25 protein-coding genes and 1 pseudogene are annotated in these 21,376 nt (G+C 69.0%); 23 read left to right on the top strand and 3 right to left on the bottom strand.

The features are described 5' to 3' along the window. Positions 1–128: 128 nt before the first annotated feature. The 16 genes from rpsP to ACWCP8_RS18765 all read left to right on the top strand — a co-directional run bounded on the left by rpsP (position 129) and on the right by ACWCP8_RS18765 (position 12,218). Complete coding sequence (gene rpsP / locus ACWCP8_RS18840; protein WP_030928571.1) at positions 129–572, top strand: 30S ribosomal protein S16; 444 nt, start codon at positions 129–131, stop codon at positions 570–572. A 2-nt stretch (positions 573–574) separates the two neighbouring features. Beyond that, positions 575–814: an RNA-binding protein gene (locus tag ACWCP8_RS18835; protein ID WP_014153811.1), complete on the top strand. Its 240-nt coding sequence runs from the start codon at positions 575–577 to the stop codon at positions 812–814. A 79-nt stretch (positions 815–893) separates the two neighbouring features. Further along, positions 894–1,463 carry a ribosome maturation factor RimM gene (gene rimM, locus ACWCP8_RS18830; RefSeq protein ID WP_352263162.1) on the top strand — a complete coding sequence of 190 codons (570 nt, stop codon included), beginning with the start codon at positions 894–896 and terminating at the stop codon, positions 1,461–1,463. Continuing rightward, positions 1,463–2,284 carry a tRNA (guanosine(37)-N1)-methyltransferase TrmD gene (gene trmD, locus ACWCP8_RS18825; protein WP_352263164.1) on the top strand — a complete coding sequence of 274 codons (822 nt, stop codon included), beginning with the start codon at positions 1,463–1,465 and terminating at the stop codon, positions 2,282–2,284. Before rimM ends, trmD begins: the two co-directional genes overlap by 1 nt. 128 nt (positions 2,285–2,412) lie before the next feature. Next, the gene (gene rplS / locus ACWCP8_RS18820; protein WP_267001357.1) at positions 2,413–2,763 is read left to right on the top strand and encodes a 50S ribosomal protein L19; all 351 of its coding nucleotides are present in this window, start codon (positions 2,413–2,415) and stop codon (positions 2,761–2,763) included. Between the two features lie 45 nt (positions 2,764–2,808). Then, entirely contained in the window at positions 2,809–3,576 is a 768-nt protein-coding gene (lepB, locus tag ACWCP8_RS18815; protein ID WP_352263166.1) for a signal peptidase I, read from the top strand. Beyond that, entirely contained in the window at positions 3,569–4,612 is a 1,044-nt protein-coding gene (gene lepB, locus ACWCP8_RS18810) for a signal peptidase I (RefSeq protein ID WP_352263168.1), read from the top strand. The genes lepB (ACWCP8_RS18815) and lepB (ACWCP8_RS18810) overlap by 8 nt, the downstream gene beginning before the upstream one ends. A 10-nt stretch (positions 4,613–4,622) precedes the next feature. Continuing rightward, positions 4,623–5,441, top strand: a complete 819-nt coding sequence (gene lepB / locus ACWCP8_RS18805) for a signal peptidase I (protein WP_451117165.1) — start codon at positions 4,623–4,625, stop codon at positions 5,439–5,441. A 51-nt stretch (positions 5,442–5,492) separates the two neighbouring features. Further along, positions 5,493–6,245 carry a signal peptidase I gene (gene lepB / locus ACWCP8_RS18800; protein WP_451117002.1) on the top strand — a complete coding sequence of 251 codons (753 nt, stop codon included), beginning with the start codon at positions 5,493–5,495 and terminating at the stop codon, positions 6,243–6,245. Next, complete coding sequence (locus ACWCP8_RS18795) at positions 6,235–6,723, top strand: NUDIX hydrolase (protein WP_352263171.1); 489 nt, start codon at positions 6,235–6,237, stop codon at positions 6,721–6,723. Before lepB (ACWCP8_RS18800) ends, ACWCP8_RS18795 begins: the two co-directional genes overlap by 11 nt. Before the next feature lie 64 nt (positions 6,724–6,787). Next, positions 6,788–7,096, top strand: coding sequence for a DUF2469 domain-containing protein (locus ACWCP8_RS18790; RefSeq protein ID WP_003965949.1), 309 nt, complete (start codon positions 6,788–6,790; stop codon positions 7,094–7,096). A gap of 130 nt (positions 7,097–7,226) precedes the next feature. Continuing rightward, on the top strand, positions 7,227–7,586 hold the full coding sequence (locus ACWCP8_RS18785) for a YraN family protein (RefSeq protein WP_352263173.1): 360 nt from the start codon (positions 7,227–7,229) through the stop codon (positions 7,584–7,586). Then, on the top strand, positions 7,586–9,211 hold the full coding sequence (locus tag ACWCP8_RS18780) for a YifB family Mg chelatase-like AAA ATPase (RefSeq protein WP_352263175.1): 1,626 nt from the start codon (positions 7,586–7,588) through the stop codon (positions 9,209–9,211). The genes ACWCP8_RS18785 and ACWCP8_RS18780 overlap by 1 nt, the downstream gene beginning before the upstream one ends. After that, complete coding sequence (gene dprA / locus ACWCP8_RS18775; RefSeq protein WP_451116999.1) at positions 9,208–10,488, top strand: DNA-processing protein DprA; 1,281 nt, start codon at positions 9,208–9,210, stop codon at positions 10,486–10,488. Before ACWCP8_RS18780 ends, dprA begins: the two co-directional genes overlap by 4 nt. 242 nt (positions 10,489–10,730) lie before the next feature. Continuing rightward, the gene (gene whiG, locus ACWCP8_RS18770; protein WP_352263176.1) at positions 10,731–11,567 is read left to right on the top strand and encodes an RNA polymerase sigma factor WhiG; all 837 of its coding nucleotides are present in this window, start codon (positions 10,731–10,733) and stop codon (positions 11,565–11,567) included. Between the two features lie 93 nt (positions 11,568–11,660). Next, complete coding sequence (locus tag ACWCP8_RS18765) at positions 11,661–12,218, top strand: TetR/AcrR family transcriptional regulator (RefSeq protein WP_352263277.1); 558 nt, start codon at positions 11,661–11,663, stop codon at positions 12,216–12,218. Between the two features lie 77 nt (positions 12,219–12,295). On the opposite strand, the pseudogene ACWCP8_RS18760 reads toward ACWCP8_RS18765, so the two are convergent. Then, a pseudogene (locus ACWCP8_RS18760) lies at positions 12,296–12,895 on the bottom strand (peptidoglycan DD-metalloendopeptidase family protein); the annotation flags it as partial. Positions 12,896–13,171: 276 nt separating this feature from the next. On the opposite strand from ACWCP8_RS18760, the gene rpsB reads away from it, so the two are divergent. The 5 genes from rpsB to ACWCP8_RS18735 all read left to right on the top strand — a co-directional run bounded on the left by rpsB (position 13,172) and on the right by ACWCP8_RS18735 (position 17,819). Further along, on the top strand, positions 13,172–14,107 hold the full coding sequence (gene rpsB / locus ACWCP8_RS18755; protein WP_352263178.1) for a 30S ribosomal protein S2: 936 nt from the start codon (positions 13,172–13,174) through the stop codon (positions 14,105–14,107). Positions 14,108–14,209: 102 nt separating this feature from the next. After that, entirely contained in the window at positions 14,210–15,046 is an 837-nt protein-coding gene (tsf, locus tag ACWCP8_RS18750; protein WP_327421913.1) for a translation elongation factor Ts, read from the top strand. Between the two features lie 160 nt (positions 15,047–15,206). Further along, on the top strand, positions 15,207–15,983 hold the full coding sequence (pyrH, locus tag ACWCP8_RS18745; protein ID WP_352263180.1) for a UMP kinase: 777 nt from the start codon (positions 15,207–15,209) through the stop codon (positions 15,981–15,983). 181 nt (positions 15,984–16,164) lie between these two features. Then, positions 16,165–16,722, top strand: a complete 558-nt coding sequence (gene frr, locus ACWCP8_RS18740) for a ribosome recycling factor (protein WP_030928366.1) — start codon at positions 16,165–16,167, stop codon at positions 16,720–16,722. Next, the gene (locus tag ACWCP8_RS18735) at positions 16,722–17,819 is read left to right on the top strand and encodes a phosphatidate cytidylyltransferase (protein WP_451116995.1); all 1,098 of its coding nucleotides are present in this window, start codon (positions 16,722–16,724) and stop codon (positions 17,817–17,819) included. Before frr ends, ACWCP8_RS18735 begins: the two co-directional genes overlap by 1 nt. 205 nt (positions 17,820–18,024) lie before the next feature. Here the strand turns inward: ACWCP8_RS18735 and ACWCP8_RS18730 are convergent, their stop codons facing one another. Next, positions 18,025–18,276, bottom strand: coding sequence for a hypothetical protein (locus ACWCP8_RS18730; RefSeq protein ID WP_352263185.1), 252 nt, complete (start codon positions 18,274–18,276; stop codon positions 18,025–18,027). 26 nt (positions 18,277–18,302) lie between these two features. Beyond that, positions 18,303–18,644: a DUF6233 domain-containing protein gene (locus ACWCP8_RS18725; protein ID WP_352263186.1), complete on the bottom strand. Its 342-nt coding sequence runs from the start codon at positions 18,642–18,644 to the stop codon at positions 18,303–18,305. Between the two features lie 229 nt (positions 18,645–18,873). Here ACWCP8_RS18725 and rlmN point away from each other — a divergent pair, with 229 nt between their 5' ends. After that, entirely contained in the window at positions 18,874–19,980 is a 1,107-nt protein-coding gene (rlmN, locus tag ACWCP8_RS18720; protein ID WP_451116993.1) for a 23S rRNA (adenine(2503)-C(2))-methyltransferase RlmN, read from the top strand. Positions 19,981–20,206: 226 nt separating this feature from the next. Next, the gene (locus ACWCP8_RS18715) at positions 20,207–21,328 is read left to right on the top strand and encodes a thiamine ABC transporter substrate-binding protein (RefSeq protein ID WP_352263189.1); all 1,122 of its coding nucleotides are present in this window, start codon (positions 20,207–20,209) and stop codon (positions 21,326–21,328) included. Positions 21,329–21,376 lie beyond the last annotated feature (48 nt).

Raw genomic sequence — 21,376 nt, 5'->3', positions numbered from 1 at the left:
GTACTCGACAGCCGCACAGGAACCCTCTCGCCTCCGGCTGACGCGTCCATCGGGCACCCGAGTACCGCAACCCCACGTGGCATCTTCGTTGTGCCCAACCACGTCATAGACCAGGAGACACCACTTCCGTGGCAGTCAAGATCAAGCTGAAGCGTCTGGGCAAGATCCGTTCGCCTCACTACCGCATCGTCGTCGCCGACTCCCGTACCCGCCGTGACGGCCGGGCCATCGAGGAGATCGGCCTGTACCACCCGGTGCAGAACCCCTCGCGCATCGAGGTCAACTCGGAGCGTGCGCAGTACTGGCTGTCCGTCGGCGCCCAGCCGACCGAGCCGGTTCTCGCGATCCTGAAGCTCACCGGTGACTGGCAGGCCCACAAGGGTCTCCCCGCCCCCGCGCCGCTGCTGCAGCCGGAGCCCAAGGCCGACAAGCGCGCCCTGTTCGAGGCCCTGGCCAAGGACACCGGCGAGGAGTCCAAGGGCGAGGCCATCACGCAGAAGGCGAAGAAGGCCGACAAGAAGGCGGACGAGGCGGCTGACGCTGCTGCGCCCGCCGAGTCGACCGAGGCCTGAGCATGCTCGAGGAGGCTCTCGAGCACCTCGTGAAGGGCATCGTCGACAACCCCGACGATGTGCAGGTCGCCTCGCGCGACCTGCGCCGTGGTCGTGTGCTCGAGGTCCGGGTCCATCCCGATGACCTCGGCAAGGTGATCGGCCGCAACGGCCGCACCGCACGCGCGCTGCGAACCGTCGTGGGCGCCATCGGCGGCCGTGGCATCCGCGTCGACCTCGTCGATGTGGACCAGGTTCGCTGACAGAGTTGAACACCGGCACGGGCCGGGGAGGGCCTTGCGCCCGCCCCGGCCCGTCGTCGTACGACAGGAGAGACACAAGGTGCAGCTGGTAGTTGCGCGGATCGGCCGCGCCCACGGCATCAAGGGTGAGGTCACCGTCGAGGTGCGTACGGACGAGCCGGAGCTGAGGCTCGGCCCCGGGGCCCGCCTGGCCACCGACCCGGCAGCGAACGGGCCGCTGACGATCGAGACCGGACGGGTGCACAGCGGCAGGCTGCTGCTGCGTTTCGAGGGCGTACGCGACCGTACGGCGGCCGAGGCCCTCCGGAACACCCTGCTGATCGCCGACATCGACCCGGCGGAGCTCCCGGAGGACCCCGAGGAGTTCTACGACCACCAGCTCATCGACCTCGATGTGGTCCTCACCGACGGCACCGAGATCGGCCGGATCACCGAGATCTCGCACCTGCCGTCCCAGGACCTCTTCATCGTGGAGCGCCCGGACGGCAGCGAGGTGATGATCCCGTTCGTCGAGGAGATCGTCACCGAGATCGATCTGGAGGAGCAGCGCGCGGTCATCACCCCGCCGCCCGGCCTGATCGACGACAGCCAGGCCGTGATCGTCTCCTCGCGGGACGAAGAGGCCTCCGAGCCGGGGAACGACGCCTGATGCGGCTCGACGTCGTCACGATCTTCCCCGAGTACCTGGAACCGCTGAACGTCTCGCTCGTCGGCAAGGCCCGCGCCCGCGGCCGCCTCGATGTGCATGTGCACGATCTGCGGGACTGGACGTACGACCGGCACAACACGGTCGACGACACGCCGTACGGCGGCGGTCCCGGCATGGTGATGAAGACCGGGCCGTGGGGTGACGCCCTGGACGAGACCCTGGCGGACGGGTACGAGACCGGGGCGCACTCCCCGGTGCTCGTGGTACCCACACCCAGCGGCCGTCCCTTCACCCAGGAGCTCGCCGTGGAGCTCTCCGAGCGGCCGTGGCTGATCTTCACCCCGGCCCGCTACGAGGGCATCGACCGCCGGGTGATGGACGAGTACGCCACCCGCATACCGGTCGTCGAGGTCTCCATCGGGGACTATGTGCTGGCCGGCGGGGAGGCTGCCGTGCTGGTCATCACCGAGGCGGTGGCCCGGCTGCTGCCCGGTGTGCTCGGCAATGTCGAGTCGCACCGCGACGACTCCTTCGCACCCGGCGCCATGGCCAATCTGCTGGAGGGCCCGGTCTTCACCAAGCCGCCCGAGTGGCGTGGCAGGGGCATCCCGGACGTCCTGCTCAGCGGTCACCACGGGAAGATCGCACGCTGGCGACGGGACGAGGCGTTCCGCCGTACCGCGGTCAACCGGCCCGATCTCATCGAGCGTTGCGAGGCGAGCGCCTTCGACAAGAAGGACCGTGAGATCCTCTCCATCCTCGGCTGGTCGCCGGAGCCCGGCGGCCGATTTTGGCGCAGACCCGAAGGCGTGGAAGAATAGGCCGCTGCTGTACGTCCGGTGTGCGCCCCTGCCACAGGGGGAACGACGCCCATCCGACGCGATCAGCACCCTGATTCCTTACGATCTCCCGTCGATGACCTGTGGCATCGGCGAAGAAAGCAGACAACATGGCTTCCCTGCTCGATGGCGTCAATGCCGCCTCCCTGCGTACGGACGTCCCGGCGTTCCGCCCCGGTGACACCGTCAACGTCCACGTGCGAGTGATCGAGGGCAACCGCTCCCGTATCCAGCAGTTCAAGGGCGTAGTCATCCGCCGCCAGGGCTCTGGCGTCAGCGAGACCTTCACGGTCCGCAAGGTCTCCTTCAGCGTCGGTGTCGAGCGCACCTTCCCGGTGCACAGCCCGATCTTCGAGAAGATCGAGCTCGTCACCCGCGGTGACGTCCGCCGCGCGAAGCTGTACTTCCTCCGTGAGCTGCGCGGCAAGGCCGCGAAGATCAAGGAGAAGCGCGACAGGTGAGCTAGCTCCCAGGTCCACAGCACAGCCGGTTAAGCTCTGGCTGCGATGGACACGGAAGCAAAGACCACGGAGCGCGACCGCTCCTCCGCACCCGAAGCAGGGTCGGAGGAGAGGTCGCGCTCTTCGCGTATCCCGGACCGGTTCGCCACGATGTCGTGGCGGCGGACAGCCGCGCTCGGCGCCGGCTGCGCGGTCTTCCTGCTGCTGTTCAGCACCTATGTGCTGCAGCCCTTCCTGATCCCCAGTGGCTCGATGGAGTCCACGCTGCGGGTGGGGGACCGGGTGCTCGTGAACAAACTGGCGTACCGTTTCGGCTCCGTGCCGCAGCGCGGCGATGTGGTGGTCTTCGACGGCACCGGATCCTTCGTACAGGAGAAGCCCGAGGAGAACCCCGTCACCGCCTTGGTGCACGGCGTGGCGGCATCCCTTGGGCTGGCGGAGCCCGCCGAGACCGACTTCGTGAAGCGGGTGGTGGGCGTGGGTGGCGACCGGGTGGTCTGCTGCGACAAGCGGGGCAGGGTCGAGGTGAACGGCCGGCCGGTGGACGAGGGGTACCTGTATCCGGGCGACGCCCCGTCCAGGGCCGCGTTCGACATTGTTGTCCCCGACGGCACGCTGTGGATGATGGGCGACCACCGCAGCAACTCCCGCGACTCCCGTGACCATCTGGGCGAGCCGGGCGGCGGCATGGTGCCGGTCGACCGGGTGATCGGCCGGGTGGACTGGATCGGCTGGCCGCTGGGCCGGCTGGGCCCGCTGCCGGACACCGGTGCCTTCGACGGCGTACGGATACCGGGCGGGACCCATGGGTAACCGCGGGCGCGGCAGCCGCGCCTCGGACCCCGGCACGCCGCTGCCGACCGGCAGCAGGCCGACGGCCGCGCGCTCGCTGCCGACCCGGGCGGAGCGGCGCAAGCTGGCCCGCAAGGTGAAACGGCGGCGGCGCAGGTCGGCCGTGAAGGAGATCCCCCTCCTGATCACCGTGGCGCTGCTCATCGCGCTCGTTCTCAAGACCTTCCTGGTGCAGGCCTTCGTGATCCCGTCCGGGTCGATGGAGCAGACCATCCGGATCGGCGACCGGGTACTCGTCGACAAGCTGACACCGTGGTTCGGTGCAAAGCCCCGGCGCGGCGATGTCGTCGTCTTCAAGGATCCGGGCGGCTGGCTTCGGCAGGAGAACGTCGACAAGAAGGATCCGCCCGTCGTCGTCAAACAGATGAAGGAAGGACTGACCTTCATCGGGCTGCTGCCGTCCGACGACGAACAGGATCTGATAAAACGTGTGGTCGCGGTCGGCGGCGACACCGTGAAGTGCTGCGACAAGGACGGCAAGGTCACCGTCAACGGTGTCCCGCTCGATGAGCCCTATCTGCATCCGGGCAATCCGCCCTCTACACTCAAATTCGAGGTAAAGGTTCCGGCCGGCCGAATCTTCGTCATGGGTGATCATCGCTCGAATTCCGCCGATTCGCGCTTCCATCTGGATGAGCCCGATCACGGCACTGTCTCCGAGAACGAGGTCGTGGGGCGGGCCGTCGTCATCGCCTGGCCCTTCGGCCACTGGCGGAGGCTGGAGGAGCCGCAGACATTTGCCTCGGTGCCGGACGCGCGCGCCGGGACGGCGGCTGCGTACGGACTGTCGAATAGTGTGTCCTCGCAGGATCTCAATGGAATGGTCCGGCTCCCGACCCCTGCGGAACTACCGCTCGTTATGGGAGTGGTGGGCCTGCGTCGAATGGGTCGCGGGCGGTGGCACGGAGTGAGGAGTGGATGTGGGGGATTTGGCGGTCGGCGCACGATCCGGACACGACGAACCCGAGGACCGGGCGGAGCATCCGGAGAACGGTGAATCCTCCGAGGTGGCGGGCCGGGCGGAGAGTGACGGTGACTCCCCGGACAGCGGTGCTACGGCTCCGAGGAAGCCACGCTCCTTCTGGAAGGAGCTGCCCCTGCTCATCGGCATCGCGCTGATTCTGGCGCTGCTGATCAAGACGTTCCTGGTGCAGGCGTTCTCGATTCCCTCGGACTCGATGCAGGACACGCTCCAGCGGGGCGACCGGGTGCTGGTCGACAAGCTGACCCCGTGGTTCGGCTCGGAGCCTCAGCGGGGCGAGGTCGTGGTCTTCCACGACCCGGGCGGCTGGCTGGAGAGCGCCCAGACACCGACACCGAATGTGGCGCAGAAGTTCCTCAGCTTCATCGGACTGATGCCGTCCGCCGAGGAGAAGGACCTGATCAAGCGGGTCATCGCGATCGGCGGCGACACGGTGGAGTGCAAGGAGAACGGGCCGGTCACGGTCAATGGCGTGGCGCTGAACGAGACGTCGTTCATCTACCCGGGCAACACCCCCTGCAATGACGAGCCGTTCGGCCCGATCAAGGTGCCCGAGGGCCGTATCTGGGTGATGGGCGACCACCGACAGAACTCCCTCGACTCGCGCTACCACCAGGAGCTGCCCGGTCAGGGCACGGTCTCCACGGACGAGGTCGTCGGCCGGGCCATCGTGGTCGCATGGCCGATCAACCGCTGGGCGGCCCTGCCGATCCCGAGCACATTCGACCAGCCGGGGATCAACGCGGCGACGGGGCTGGTACCGGGAGCACTCGGTGTAGCCGGAGCGCTGCCCCTCGTGTTGTGGCGCCGCAAGAAGCTGACCAACGTGCGTACCGCCGGGTAGGGTGCCGACTCGGATCAGCGATTGTCGATCTCCGAGGTGGGGGACGCTGGGATGAGTGGAACAGGACGTACGGGTGACGGCCACGGCCGGCTCGGCAGCACGCTGTCGGGGCTGGCCGTGGCCGTCGGCCTTGTGCTCTTCCTCGGCGGGTTCGCCTGGGGTGCGGTGGTGTACAAGCCGTACATCGTGCCGACCGAGTCGATGACGCCGACGGTGAATGCGGGAGACCGGGTCCTCGCGGAGCGCGTGGACGGCAGCGAGGTGCGCCGGGGTGACGTGGTGGTCTTCACGGACCCGGCCTGGGAAAACAACATGCCGATGGTCAAGCGGGTCGTCGGAATCGGCGGCGACAGGATCGCCTGCTGCGAGAGGAGCGGCCGGCTCACCGTCAACGGCAAGCCCATTGAGGAACCGTATCTGCAGACAGAGGGCCTCGCCTCGGTGAAGAACTTCACGGCGGAAGTGCCCAAGGGGCAGCTCTTCCTCCTCGGGGACGAGCGCAGCGGCTCCCTGGACTCCCGGGTCCACCTGAACGACCCGGGGCAGGGGTCGGTGCCGCGCAGCGACGTACAGGCCCGGGTGGACGCCATCGTCTGGCCGATGGACGGCATGATCGAGCGACCGCAGGCGTTTGCCGCTCTCCCCGGCGGGGTGTCGGCCCCCGGCCCCCTGAAGCTTCAGCTCGGGGCCGTGGTGGCGGGCGTGGTGCTCATCTTCGGAGGCAGCGCGTACGGTCCGATCGCCGCGCGGTCCGCACGCAGGAGGAACGGGCAGGACCGAAGGATGCCTGCCGGTGTCCACTGAGAAGCGGAAGGTGGCCCGGGTGGTCCTGCTGGACCCCGACGACCGCATTCTGCTGATGCACGGATATGAACCGGAGGACCCCACGAGCACCTGGTGGTTCACCCCCGGCGGTGGTCTGGAGGGCGACGAGAGCCGGGAGCAGGCGGCTCTGCGCGAGCTGGCCGAGGAGACCGGGATCACCGATGTCGAGCTGGGTCCGGTGCTCTGGCAGCGGATCTGCTCCTTCCCGTTCGACGGGCGGCGCTGGGACCAGGACGAGTGGTACTTCCTGGCACGTACGACGCAGACCGCGACGGACCTGAGCGGGTTGACCGGGCTGGAACAGCGCAGTGTCGCGGGTCTGAGGTGGTGGACCTCCGCCGAACTGTCGGTGGCGCGTGAGACGGTGTACCCGACCAGACTCGCCGAGTTGCTGCGCACGCTGCTCGAAGAGGGTCCGCCGCGTACGCCAGTGGTTCTGGCCCCCGAAATCGTCTAAGCATCCAGGGGTGCCGGAGCCTGGCGCACAATAGGTGGACGCACGGCTGAAGGGGAACATGCCAATGAGCGCCGAGGACCTCGAGAAGTACGAGACCGAGATGGAGCTGAAGCTCTACCGGGAGTACCGCGATGTCGTCGGTCTGTTCAAATATGTGATCGAGACCGAACGACGCTTCTACCTCACCAACGACTACGAGATGCAGGTGCACTCGGTCCAGGGTGAGGTGTTTTTCGAGGTGTCCATGGCGGATGCCTGGGTCTGGGACATGTACCGGCCCGCCCGATTCGTCAAACAAGTACGCGTGCTGACGTTCAAGGACGTCAACATCGAGGAGCTCAACAAGAGCGACCTCGAACTGCCGGGCGGCTGAGCCGCCGAGGGCGCCCCTCCGGTCGGTCCCCCTCACGGGTGGCCGGGTTATCCACAGTCGCCGAGTTGTCCACCAAGATCCACAGGTCGGGGTCGGACAGGTCAGAGTCGGTGCCGGAGGTGGTGCCGATATGAACGCACGCGGGGCACTCGGGCGGTACGGCGAGGATCTGGCGGCGCGGCTGCTGACCGACGCCGGCATGGCTGTACTGGCACGGAACTGGCGCTGCCGCGCCGGTGAGATCGACATCGTCGCCAAGGACGGCGACGCGTTGGTCGTCTGCGAGGTCAAGACCCGCAGGGCGGGGGCGTTCGAGCATCCGATGGCGGCCGTCACCCCGGTCAAGGCGGACCGGCTGCGACGGTTGGCCGAGATCTGGCTCGACCGGAACGGCGGTCCGCCGCCGGGCGGGGTGCGGATCGATCTGGTCGGTGTGGTGGTGCCGAGGCGCGGAGCGCCGGTCGCCGAGCATGCGCGGGGGGTGGCCTGATGGGGTTCGCGCGGGCGTGCTCGGTGGCGCTCGTCGGCGTCGACGGCGTGGTGGTGGAGGTCCAGGCGGACCTGGAGCCCGGGGTGGCGGCGTTCACCCTGGTCGGGCTGCCGGACAAGAGCCTGGTGGAGAGCCGGGACCGGGTCAGGGCCGCGGTGGTCAACTCCGGGGCCGCGTGGCCGCAGAAGAAACTCACGGTCGGGCTCTCCCCGGCCTCCGTGCCCAAGGGCGGCAGCGGATTCGACCTGGCCGTGGCGTGCGCCGTGCTGGGCGCGGCCGAGCGGATCACCCCTGCGGCCATCGCAGATGTGGTGATGATCGGGGAACTCGGGCTCGACGGCCGGGTGCGGCCCGTGCGCGGAGTGCTGCCCGCCGTACTCGCCGCGGCGGAGGCCGGGTACCGCAAGGTCGTCGTCCCCGAACAGACCGCGGGCGAAGCGGCGCTGGTGCCGGGGGTGTCGGTCCTCGGGGTGCGGAGCCTGCGGCAGCTGATCGCCGTACTCAGCGACGAACCGGTGCCCGATGAGCCGAAGATGCGCGAGGAAGGGCGCCCCGACACCATGCTCGCGGGGCTGATGGTGCCGGGCGCGGGCATCGGCACCGGACTGGCGCTGGGCTCCGCGCAGGGCGACGGACACCGGCCGGACCTGGCGGACGTCGCCGGCCAGGAGACGCCGCGAAAGGCCCTGGAGGTGGCCGCGGCGGGCGGTCACCATCTGCTGCTCTCCGGACCGCCGGGCGCCGGCAAGACCATGCTGGCCGAGCGGCTGTCCGCGATTCTGCCCCCGCTGACCAGGCAGGAATCCCTCGAAGTGACCGCGGTGCACTCGGTCGCGGGCATCCTGCCGCCCGGCGAACCGCTGGTCTCCCGGGCGCCGTACTGCGCACCGCACCACTCCGCGACCATGCAGTCGCTGGTCGGCGGGGGCAACGGACTGCCGCGGCCCGGTGCGGTCTCGCTGGCCCATCGCGGTGTGCTCTTTCTGGATGAGGCGCCGGAGTTCTCCGTGCGGGCCCTGGACGCGCTGCGCCAGCCGCTGGAGTCGGGGCATGTGGTGGTGGCGCGCAGCGCCGGCGTGGTGCGGCTGCCCGCCCGCTTCCTGATGGTGCTGGCCGCCAACCCGTGTCCGTGCGGACGCCACACCCTCACCGGCGCCGCCTGCGAATGCCCGCCCTCGTCGGTCCGTCGCTATCAGGCGAGACTTTCCGGGCCCCTGCTCGACCGGGTGGATCTGCGCGTGGTCGTCGCTCCGGTCACCCGTGAGGACCTGATGGGGCGGGGCGGCCGGGGCGAGTCGACGGCCGATGTCGCCGCCCGGGTGCGGGAGGCCAGGTCGCGGGCGGCTGACCGGCTCACGGGCACACCCTGGACCACCAACAGCGAGGTCCCCGGCCATGAGCTGCGGACCAGGCTGCTCACGGCGCCGGGGGCGCTCATGGAGGCGGAACGGGACATGGAGCGCGGACTGCTCACCGCGCGGGGACTCGACCGGGTCCTGCGGGTGGCATGGACCCTCGCCGACCTGCGCGGCGCCGATCGCCCGGAGGCGTTCGACATCGCGGTGGCCCTGGAATTGCGGACGGGGATTTCGCGCGGGGCCTCGGTGCTGGACCGGGCTTCATGACGCCGGACGGACTCGACGCCGGACCGGGCATCAGGGCGCCGGAGGGTCTTGACGAGGGACGGGGCGTCAGCACGCCGGGCGTCCCGGAGCGGAGCCGGGAAGCGGGGTGGGCGCGATCGGCGGTGGGCGACCGGGAGCGACTGGCGCGGGCCGCCCTGACCCGCGTCCTCGAGCCGGGCGACGAACGCGGGGGCCGCTGGCTGCGCGAAGTCGGCGCCGCCGAACTGATGCGGCGGATCACGGACCGGGACGGGACCGCGGAACAGCTTCGGGGCATGACGCCGAAGCGGCTGGCCGGCTACCGGCTACGGGCCGAGGGCGTCGACCCCGAGCGGGACCTGGCGTCGGTCGCCGCTGTGGGCGGCCGCTTCGTCTGCCCCGGCGACCGTGAGTGGCCCAGCCAACTCGACGACCTGGGCGACTCACGGCCGACCGGCCTCTGGGTTCGGGGGCGGCCCGATCTGCGGCTCTGGGCGCTGCGCTCGGTCGCAGTGGTGGGCGCCCGGGCCTGTACGCCGTACGGGGCGCATATGGCGGCGAGCCTCGGGGCGGGGCTGGCGGAGCTGGGCTGGGTGGTGGTGTCGGGCGCCGCGTTCGGGGTGGACGGGGCGGCCCATCGCGGCGCCCTCTCGGCCGGCGGGGCCACCATGGCGGTCCTGGCCTGCGGCGTGGACGTCGCCTATCCCCGAGGGCATGCCGAGCTGATCGGACGTGTGGTGGAACAGGGGCTGGTCATCGGAGAGCTGCCACCGGCCGATCATCCGACGCGCAGCAGATTCATCCTCCGGAACCGGGTGATTGCCGCGGTGACCCGTGGCACGGTCGTGGTCGAGGCCGAGTACCGCAGCGGCTCACTGGTCACCGCACGCAGTGCGCAACGGCTGGGCCGGTTCACCATGGGGGTGCCGGGTCCCGCCACCAGCGGTCTGTCGGCCGGGGTCCACGAACTCCTGAGGGGTGAGGGAGTCCTGGTCACCGACGCCGCGGAAGTCGCCGAACTGGTGGGGGAGATCGGCGACCTCGCCCCGGCCCGGCGCGGTCCCGTACTCCCCAGGGACCTGTTGGACGCCGCCTCCGCACGGGTGCTCGACGCCCTGCCCTCCCACGGCTCCGTCAGCGGAAGGGACATCGCCCGCACCGCGGGAACCAGCGCCGACGAAGCACTCGGCAGATTGTACGAACTGCACTCACTGGGGTTCGTCGAACGCGCTGGCGAAGGCTGGCAGTTGGCGCCGCGCCCGACACACATTGGCGGCCCGCGGCGAGGCGGTCCTTGACCTGGAGCATTCGGGTGAAAAGGTGATGCCGATGACCTCGGCGGATCCTTCAATGACGCCTCCGGGACCGGCTCACGCGGTGACGGTTCCGGAGCGCAGTCATGTCCATTCGTCCGGAAGTGCCCGGCGCCGATCCTCTATCCTTCGCGCACCGCAACACTTCAGTCACGCTACGCTCACAAGGATTCCGGCCCAGACACAAGTCCCCCAGCAGTCCACAGCAGAACGGCTCAAGGCACCACATGCCCCAGCACACCTCCGGGTCTGACCGTGCGCCAGTACCACCGGCTGCGCGTGGCACTGTGCGCCCTCCTGCCCCTTCCTCGCTCGACGAGTTGTGGCGTTCGTACAAGTCCACGGGCGACGAGCGGCTGCGGGAGCAGCTGATCCTGCATTACTCGCCGTTGGTGAAGTACGTCGCGGGCCGGGTGAGCGTGGGACTGCCGTCCAACGTCGAGCAGGCGGACTTCGTCTCCTCGGGAGTCTTCGGACTGATCGACGCGATCGAGAAGTTCGACATCGAACGGGCCATCAAGTTCGAGACGTACGCAATCACCCGCATCCGTGGCGCGATGATCGACGAACTCCGGGCGCTGGACTGGATCCCGCGCTCCGTGCGGCAGAAGGCGCGGGCCGTGGAGCGCGCCTACGCCACGCTGGAGGCGCAGTTGCGGCGCACCCCCTCCGAGCCGGAGGTCGCCGCCGAAATGGACATCACGCTGGAAGAACTGCACGCGGTTTTCAGCCAGTTGTCGCTGGCGAACGTGGTCGCGCTGGAGGAGCTCCTGCATGTCGGCGGCGAGGGCGGTGACCGGCTGAGCCTGATGGACACGCTGGAGGACACCGCAGCCGACAACCCCGTGGAGGTCGCCGAGGACCGTGAGCTCAGACGGCTGCTCGCCCGGGCGATCAACACACTCCCGGACCGCGAGAAGACGGTCGTCACGCTCTACTACTACGAGGGCCTCACCCTCGCCGAGATCGGCAACGTGCTCGGGGTCACCGAGAGCCGAGTCAGCCAGATCCACACCAAATCGGTGCTGCAGCTTCGTGCGAAACTGGCCGACGCCGGACGCTGAGACAGTGCCCGGCCGGCGATCGGTGCCGTCCGCCACCCTCTCCCGCAGGTGCCGCCGTACAGTGGAGCCGTGCCCAGGATTCGAGCGGCCTCCGTGGCCGAGCACCGGACCATGCAGCGCGGCGCCCTCCTGGACGCTGCCCGATCCCTGCTGTCCGAGGGTGGTACGGAGGCGTTGACCTTTCCCGCTCTCGCCGAGCGCACAGGCCTCGCCAGGTCCTCCGTCTACGAGTACTTCCGCTCCCGCGCGGCCGTCGTCGAGGAGCTGTGCGCCGTCGACTTCCCCGTCTGGGCGGCCGAGGTCGAGCACGCCATGGAGCGGGCCGGGACCCCTGAGGGAAAGATCGAGGCGTATGTGCGCCGCCAGCTCGACCTGGTCGGGGACCGGCGGCACCGGGCGGTTGTCGCCATCTCCGCGAGTGAGTTGGACGCGGGCGCACGCGAGAAGATCCGGGCCGCGCACGGCGGGCTGATCGCCATGATCGTCGAGGCGCTCGGCGACCTCGGCCACGAGCAGCCGAGGCTCGCGGCGATGCTGCTGCAGGGCTCGGTGGACGCCGCCGTGCGCCGTATCGAGCTGAGCGTGGCGGAGGCACCGGACGTGATCGCGGACACCGCTGTCGCCATGATCCTGCGGGGCGTCCGGGGCTGACGCCCGGACCGGAGGGCCGCCGTGGCGAGCAGTGCGGCAGGGGCCACGTATCCGATGGCGCCCGGCGTGTCCGGCCTCGGTTCAGGCACGCCGACGACCGGCAGCAGCCGGGACGGGCCCCGTCGAAGCAGTGACGGCGGCAGCAGGGTCAGCGGATCCAGATAGGCGTCACCGCGTCGCAGCCCCCAGTGCAGACACCCGGACGCACAGTGGAACGGCCCGGCCTCCAGGACCGCGACCACCTGCCCCGCGACGGCCTCCTCGCCCTTCTCGATCAGCGCGCGCACCGGCTCGTAAGTCGTGCGCAGCGGCGGATCACCCGTCCCCGCCACCTCGATCGCGACCACCCCGCGCCCCGCGACGCGCCCCGCGAACGAGACCCGGCCGGAGGCGGCGGCGCGCACCGGCGTACCGGGCCCGGCGGCGAGATCGACGCCACGGTGCCCCCGTCCGTAGGCACTGGCCGGCGGTTCCCACCCCCGTACGACCGCAGGGCGCCCCTCGAGCGGCCACACGCGCTCGGCACCGGACCCGGAGTCATCGGCGGCGGTGGCGGCGTGCGCACTGCACAGCAGAGTGAATACGGTCAGGGCCACCGCCGCGAGCAGGGCCCGAGCCCGACGGGGACGGCCCGGCTCACCGCGTCGCGCAGCGGGCGGTTCAGGTGTGTATCGCATGACCGGAACCGTCCCGCACCCGGCGGATCCATGGGGATCACGGACCGGATCTGTGGACTACCGGCCGGTTGTGGACATCGCCGTCACCCGGCACCCGATGGGTCCCGTACACTTCTTGTGGCGATCCGGGTCACCGGGTCGACTTCGCACGCCCCGCCACCTCCCTCTCTGGACGGTGGCCGCGCTCCTCGGTCCCTTGTGGCACGGCGCGTCGGGGCGTCAGGCGCGACAGCAATCCTGCGGTCGCGACAACCGAGCACCTCAAGGAGTACGGCCATGGCCGTCGTCACGATGCGGGAGCTGCTGGAAAGCGGCGTCCACTTCGGTCACCAGACCCGTCGCTGGAACCCGAAGATGAAGCGCTTCATCTTCACCGAGCGCAACGGCATCTACATCATCGACCTGCTCCAGTCGCTGTCGTACATCGACCGCGCCTACGAGTTCGTCAAGGAGACCGTCGCGCACGGCGGCTCCATCATGTTCGTGGGTACGAAGAAGCAGGCCCAGGAGGCCATCGCCGAGCAGGCGACGCGCGTCGGCATGCCGTACGTCAACCAGCGTTGGCTCGGTGGCATGCTCACCAACTTCTCCACCGTCTACAAGCGCCTTCAGCGTCTGAAGGAGCTCGAGCAGATCGACTTCGAGGACGTGGCCGCCTCCGGCCTCACCAAGAAGGAGCTCCTGGTTCTCTCCCGCGAGAAGACCAAGCTGGAGAAGACCCTCGGTGGTATCCGCGAGATGCAGAAGGTGCCCAGCGCCGTCTGGATCGTCGACACCAAGAAGGAGCACATCGCCGTCGGTGAGGCGCGCAAGCTCCACATCCCGGTCGTCGCGATCCTCGACACCAACTGCGACCCCGACGAGGTCGACTACAAGATCCCGGGCAACGACGACGCGATCCGCTCCGTCACCCTGCTCACCCGCGTGATCGCCGACGCCGTCGCCGAGGGCCTCATCGCCCGCTCCGGCGCCGCGACCGGCGACTCGAAGCCGGGCGAGAAGGCCGCCGGCGAGCCGCTCGCCGAGTGGGAGCGCGACCTGCTCGAGGGCGAGAAGAAGGACGACGCCGAGGTGCAGACGTCCGCCGAGACCGAGAAGGTCGCGGACGCCGCCGAGACGCCGGCCGAGGCCGAGGCCGCTGCTGAGGCTCCGGTCGCTGCTGAGGCTCCGGCCGCTGCCGAGGCTCCGGCCGCGGACGCCGAGCAGGCCTGACCACTGCGTCACGGCTGAATGACGGCGGGGGCCGGTGCCACAAGCACCGCCCCCGCCGTTCACCCGTAGATCTTTCAGACTTCGAGAGAGAAACACAGACTCATGGCGAACTACACCGCCGCTGACGTCAAGAAGCTCCGTGAGCTCACCGGCGCCGGCATGATGGACTGCAAGAAGGCGCTCGACGAGGCCGACGGCAGCGTCGACAAGGCTGTCGAGGCCCTCCGTATCAAGGGCCAGAAGGGCGTCGCCAAGCGCGAGGGCCGTTCTGCCGAGAACGGCGCCGTTGTCTCCCTCATCTCCGAGGACAAGACCTCCGGCGTCCTGCTCGAGCTCAAGTGCGAGACGGACTTCGTCGCCAAGGGCGAGAAGTTCCTCGCCGTCGCCGACGCGCTCGCCGCCCACGTCGCCGCGACCTCGCCGGCCGACCTGGCCACGCTGCTCGCCTCCGAGATCGAGGCCGGCAAGACCGTCCAGGCGTACGTCGACGAGGCCAACGCCAACCTCGGTGAGAAGATCGTCCTGGACCGCTTCGCGCAGTTCACCGGCGGTTACGTGGCTGCGTACATGCACCGCACCATGCCCGACCTCCCGCCGCAGGTCGGCGTGCTCGTCGAGCTGGACAAGGAGAACGCCGAGGTCGCCAAGGACGTTGCGCAGCACATCGCTGCCTTCGCCCCGAAGTACCTCAACCGCGACGAGGTCCCGGCCGAGACGGTCGAGAACGAGCGTCGGGTCGCCGAGGCCACCTCTCGCGAGGAGGGCAAGCCCGAGGCCGCCCTTCCGAAGATCGTCGAGGGTCGCGTCAACGGCTTCTTCAAGGACGTCGTCGTCCTGGAGCAGGCCTTCGCCAAGGACAACAAGAAGTCTGTCCAGAAGGTCCTGGACGAGGCCGGTGTCACCCTGAAGCGCTTCTCGCGCATCAAGGTCGGCATCTGAGTCCGTCCGCGAAAAACGGTGGACCCCGATAGGGTCTAGTGCAGTCGTACGGCCGCACACCTGCCGTACGACCGCAGATCTGACGAGGAGGCCATTGCCGCTGAGGGACACCAGACCCACCGGCAATGGCCTTCTTCGTATGTGCACGAGGAGAAACTCCATGAACAAGGGCGCGGACGCCGCACAAGGTGACCACAAGCGCGAGGACGGCAAGGTGCCCGGGCGCTTCATGCTGAAGCTGTCCGGCGAGGCGTTCGCCGGCGGCGGGGGTCTCGGTGTCGACCCCGACGTCGTACACGCCATTGCCCGGGAAATCGCGGCGGTCGTCCGGGGCGGTGCCGAAATCGCGGTCGTCATCGGCGGCGGCAACTTCTTCCGCGGCGCCGAGCTCCAGCAGCGCGGCATGGACCGGGCGCGCTCCGACTACATGGGCATGCTCGGCACGGTCATGAACTGCCTTGCTCTCCAGGACTTCCTGGAGAAGGAGGGCATCGACTCCCGGGTCCAGACCGCCATCACCATGGGCCAGGTCGCGGAGCCGTACATCCCGCTGCGCGCCGTGCGCCACTTGGAGAAGGGCCGCGTCGTCATCTTCGGTGCCGGTATGGGCATGCCGTACTTCTCCACCGACACCACTGCCGCCCAGCGCGCTCTGGAGATCGACGCCGAGGGCCTGCTGATGGGCAAGAACGGTGTGGACGGTGTCTACGACTCCGACCCCAAGACCAACCCCGACGCGGTGAAGTTCGACGCTCTGGAGTACAGCGAGGTGCTCGCCCGCGATCTCAAGATCGCCGACGCCACCGCCATCACGCTCTGCCGTGACAACCGGCTGCCGATCCTTGTCTTCGAGCTCACCGCGACCGGCAATATCGCCCGTGCCGTCAAGGGTGAGAAGATCGGCACGCTCGTGAGCGACCAGGGCACCCGGGCCTGAGAACCGGGGGACGGTTCCGGGGAATCCCGGTGCAGTCCCGGGGCTCTCCGGGAAAACTCCTGGAGGGGCCCCGAAGGATGGACAACGGCCTGCCGGTCGGACACCGTGCAGGTGAGGACGCGACGCAGGACCCGCCGGGCCGGAGCAAGCCGGGCCCACTCTAGACACGCAGGAGCACGTGGTGATCGAAGAAACCCTCCTCGAGGCCGAGGAGAAGATGGAGAAGGCCGTCGTGGTCGCGAAAGAGGACTTCGCCGCGATCCGGACCGGCCGTGCGCACCCGGCGATGTTCAACAAGATCGTCGCCGACTACTACGGCGCGCTGACCCCGATCAACCAGCTGGCCTCTTTCTCGGTTCCCGAGCCGCGGATGGCCGTCGTGACGCCGTTCGACAAGAGCGCTCTGCGCAACATCGAGCAGGCGATTCGCGACTCCGACCTCGGCGTCAACCCGAGCAACGACGGCAATATCATCCGGGTGAACTTCCCGGACCTCACCGAGGAGCGTCGCCGCGACTACATCAAGGTCGCGAAGACGAAGGCCGAGGACTCCAAGATCTCGATCCGGGCCGTCCGCCGCAAGGCCAAGGAGACCCTGGACAAGCTGGTCAAGGACAAGGAGTCCGGCGAGGACGAGGTGCGCCGCGCCGAGAAGGAGCTCGACGACACCACCGCGAAGTACGTCGCGCAGGTCGACGAGCTGCTCAAGCACAAGGAAGCCGAGCTGCTCGAAGTCTGATGAACGACTCTTCCTGGGGCGCCCCGCAGGCCGGCTACTGGGGTGCGCCCGAGATGCAGGCTGCTCCGGCGGGTCCTGCATTCGATGTGCATGACGCCCAGCACACTCGGCCCATGCCCATCGTGCCTGACGTTCCCGACGCAGGTAGAGACGCTGACGACCGTGACGACCGTGACGACCGTGACGAGCGGGACAGGGGAGCCGCCCGCCGGGGCGGTGGCCCCCTGTTCCGTGACGAGAAGCCGCAGGAGCCCATGTCCACCCCGCCGCCCCCGCAGAAGAAACGTGCGGGCCGTGATCTGCGAGCCGCCATAGGGGTCGGCGTGGGGCTCGGTGCCGTCATCGTCGCCTCGCTCTTCGTCGTCAAGGCCGTTTTCATCGGCGTGATAGCGATCGCCGTCGTCGTCGGCCTCTGGGAGCTCACCTCCCGGCTCGAGGAGCGCAAGGGCATCAAGGCGCCGCTCGTACCGCTCGCGGTCGGCGGCGCGGCGATGATCGTGGCCGGCTATGTCCGCGGCGCCGAGGGCGCGTGGGTCGCGATGGCGCTGACCGCCCTGGCGGTGCTCGTCTGGCGGATGACCGAACCGCCGGAGGGGTACCTCAAGGACGTCACGGCCGGGGTCTTCGCCGCGTTCTACGTACCGTTCCTGGCCACCTTCGTCGCGATGCTGCTGAGCGCGGACGACGGGCCGCAGCGGGTCCTCACCTTCCTGCTGCTGACCGTGGTCAGTGACACGGGGGCGTACGCCGTCGGCTGGCGCTTCGGCAAGCACAAGCTCGCACCGCGGATCAGCCCCGGCAAGACCCGCGAGGGCCTGTTCGGGGCGGTCGCATTCGCGATGGTCGCCGGTGCGCTGTGCATGCAGTTCCTGATCGATGGTGGCACCTGGTGGCAGGGTCTGCTGCTCGGCCTCGCCGTCGCCGCCAGTGCCACTCTCGGTGACCTGGGTGAGTCCATGATCAAGCGGGATCTCGGGATCAAGGACATGGGCACGCTGCTGCCGGGGCACGGCGGGATCATGGACCGGCTGGACTCGCTGCTGCCGACCGCTCCGGTGGTCTGGCTGCTGCTGGTGCTTTTCGTCGGCTCCAGCTGAACAGTCGGGTCGTCGCCCATCCTGACCTGCGTTTTTACGAGTGAGGGTCCGTTGCCCACAGGGCGGCGGGCCCTCACTCTTCCGTCTGCGAAACTGCAAGCACCATGCCTGAGCCCGGGGCTTTAGAAGTAGCCAACCGGGGATCGAACTCCTGAAGCGAGTGTCGACCCACCTGTCTCGACTCGGACGTTGCTGTGGGGTCTACCTACAGCCGGGGGCCGAGCGGGCCGGAAGTCTCATCGACGGAGGCTGCGTCGTACTCGTGTGGGCGCCCGCCCTGCCATTGCACCCATCGTGGGTCGTCAAGCACGTCACCGGCGTCGGGCAGGCCCGCGCGGCGTAGGAACTCGATCACGTCGTTGTCGCTGCCGGCGAGGCCCGCGGCCTGGGCGCGGATTGTCACCCGTCGGCCACCCGTTCCGGCTGTGCGGTGGATGACGATGGGTGCTTCGCTCATGTCCTCAGGTTCCGATGGTCCGTGGTTCACAGCACTCCCAGCTCTCTGTCCGGCCGGCAGTACGGGCAGGCCGTGATGCCGTCTTCCGTGAGCGCACGCAGGGCCTGCTCCCGGGTCATCGGCTTGGTTCTCCTGCCGCCCATGCCGCAGTCGCCCGTGTGGACGGCGTCGGCATGGGAGGTGCCGCCCGCGCGCAGCAGGGAGAGTTTCCAGTCGGGTGCCGGCGGCGGCAGGGTGCGTGCTGCCCGGGCGGCTGCGGCCTCGCGTTCTTCCAGCTCGGCGATCGTCCGATCGGTTCGGCCGAGCTGGTACGCCTGCCACTCGCGCACGATGCGCAGGCGATCCAGACGAGAGAGGTTTTCGGACACGCATTCGATTCTAGGTCTCGGTGAGGTGCTGTGCGCACGTCCTCTCTGTAGTGCAATCGGTCACTGCCACTTGGGGCGCTGGGCCGTCTCTGGGCCGTCTGTGGGCCGTCAAAGGGCCACCGACGTCGACTGATGACGACCAACGGCGACCGGGCGTGTATGCACCGCACCCTTCCTGACCTGGCGAAGGCCTCTGCTACCACGGCGTGTCTGCAACACTGGAGGAACCATGCCTAAGCCCGGAGAACTCACTTTCGTCGCGCCCCGCGGAGCCAAGAAGCCGCCGCGGCACCTCGCCGACCTCACGCCCGCCGAGCGCAAGGAAGCCGTCGCCGCGATCGGCGAGAAGCCTTTCCGCGCGCAGCAGCTGTCTCAGCACTACTTCGCGCGGTACGCGCACGACCCGGCGGAGTGGACCAACATCCCGGCCGGTTCGCGGGACAAGCTCGCCGAGGCGTTGTTCCCCGACCTGATGTCCGTGGTCCGGCACATCAGCTGTGACGAGGACACCACCCGTAAGACGCTGTGGAGGCTGCATGACGGGACGCTGGTCGAGTCCGTCCTCATGCGGTACCCGGAGCGGGTGACGATGTGCATCTCGTCGCAGGCCGGATGCGGGATGAACTGCCCGTTCTGCGCGACGGGGCAGGCCGGCCTGGACCGCAATCTGTCGACCGCCGAGATCGTCCACCAGATCGTGGACGGCATGCGGGCGCTGCGCGACGGAGAGGTGCCGGGCGGGCCCGCGCGGCTCTCCAACATCGTCTTCATGGGCATGGGTGAGCCCCTGGCCAACTACAAGCGGGTGGTCGGCGCGATCCGCCGGCTGACCGACCCCGAGCCGGACGGTCTCGGTCTGTCGCAGCGCGGGATCACTGTTTCCACCGTGGGCCTGGTGCCGGCCATGCTGCGCTTCGCCGACGAGGGCTTCAAGTGCCGGCTCGCGGTCTCGCTGCATGCGCCGGACGACGAGCTGCGGGACACGCTCGTGCCGGTGAACACGCGCTGGAAGGTACGCGAGGTGCTCGACGCGGCCTGGGAGTACGCGGAGAAGTCCGGCCGCCGGATCTCCATCGAGTACGCGCTGATCCGCGACATCAACGACCAGGCCTGGCGTGGTGACCTGCTCGGCCGGCTCCTCAAGGGTAAGCGCGTGCATGTCAATCTGATTCCGTTGAACCCGACGCCCGGCTCGAAGTGGACGGCCTCGCGACCCGAGGACGAGAAGGCGTTCGTCGAGGCGATCGCCTCCCACGGGGTGCCCGTGACCGTGCGGGACACCCGCGGTCAGGAGATCGACGGGGCGTGCGGGCAGCTGGCTGCATCCGAGCGCTGAGGAACGGCCCGTGTAGTCTGGGCCGAAATCAATTTCATATTCCGACAGGGGAGCGCCACAGCGCTGAGAGTGCGGCACCGACGACAGGCTGGCCGCAGACCCTCTGAACCTCGCCCGGGTCATTCCGGGTAGGAAGTTCGGTCATCAACTCATGCTGTTGCGCCCTGCCCGCCTCCCGGCGGGCAGGGCCGCGTCTCTTCCTGGTCAAACCCAGGAGGAATCAACAATGAGCACCACCAGTACCACGCGCCGCACCAAGCAGCTTGCGGCGACGGCCGTCGCCGCCGCGCTCGGCGTCACGGCACTCGCCGGCTGCGGCAGTTCCGACGGCTCGGCCTCCGGGTCCGGCGGCACGAAGGGCTCCGGGTCCAAGACCGTGACCCTGGTCAGCCATGACTCCTTCAACGCCTCCAAGGACGTACTGAAGGCGTTCACCGAGGAGACCGGCTACACCGTCAAGGTGCTCAAGAGCGGTGACGCCGGCGCCGCACTCAACCAGGAGATCCTGACCAAGGGCTCCCCGCGCGGCGATGTGTTCTTCGGCGTCGACAACACGTTGCTCTCCCGCGCCCTCGACAACGGTCTGTTCACGCCGTACGAAGCGAAGGGCAGCGACCGGGTCGCGGCCGACACCCAGCTGGACGCGACCAAGCACCGGGTCACGCCGATCGACACCGGCGACATCTGCATCAACTACGACAAGAAGTACTTCGCCGACAGGAAGCTCGCGCCGCCGACGACCTTCGATGATCTGGCGAAGCCCGCGTACAAGAACCTCCTCGTCACGGAGAACGCCGCGACCTCGTCGCCCGGGCTCGGCTTCCTGCTGGGCACCGTCGCCACCTACGGCGAGAGCGGCTACCAGGATTACTGGAAGAAGCTGAAGAGCAACGGCGTCAAGGTTGTCGACGGCTGGGAGCAGGCGTACAACGAGGAGTTCTCCGGCTCCGCGGGCGGCAAGAAGACCAAGGCCGACCGGCCGCTCGTCGTGTCGTACGCCTCCAGCCCGCCGGCCGAGGTGCTGTACGCGAAGCCGCAGCCGACCGAGGCCCCGACGGGGGTCGCGACCGGCACCTGCTTCCGGCAGATCGAGTTCGCGGGGCTGCTGAACGGCGCGAAGAACGAGGCGGGGGGCAAGGCGCTGCTGGACTTCCTGATCAGCAAGAAGTTCCAGGAGGACATGCCGCTCAACATGTTCGTGAGCCCGGTCACCAAGGACGCGAAGCTGCCGGAGATCTTCACCGAATTCGGTGCGACGGTCGACAAGCCGACCACCGTGGCCCCCGACACCATCGCCAAGAACCGTGAGCAGTGGGTCCAGTCGTGGTCCTCGCTCGTAGTGAAGTAGCGAAGACGCCCGCACCCGGCCCGGGCGCGCGCGAGGAAGGTCGGCGCG

The organism is Streptomyces sp. NPDC002206 (assembly GCF_053593595.1).
The sequence above is the reverse complement of the archived record's forward strand: the minus strand, read 5'-3'. Positions and strand labels throughout refer to the sequence as shown.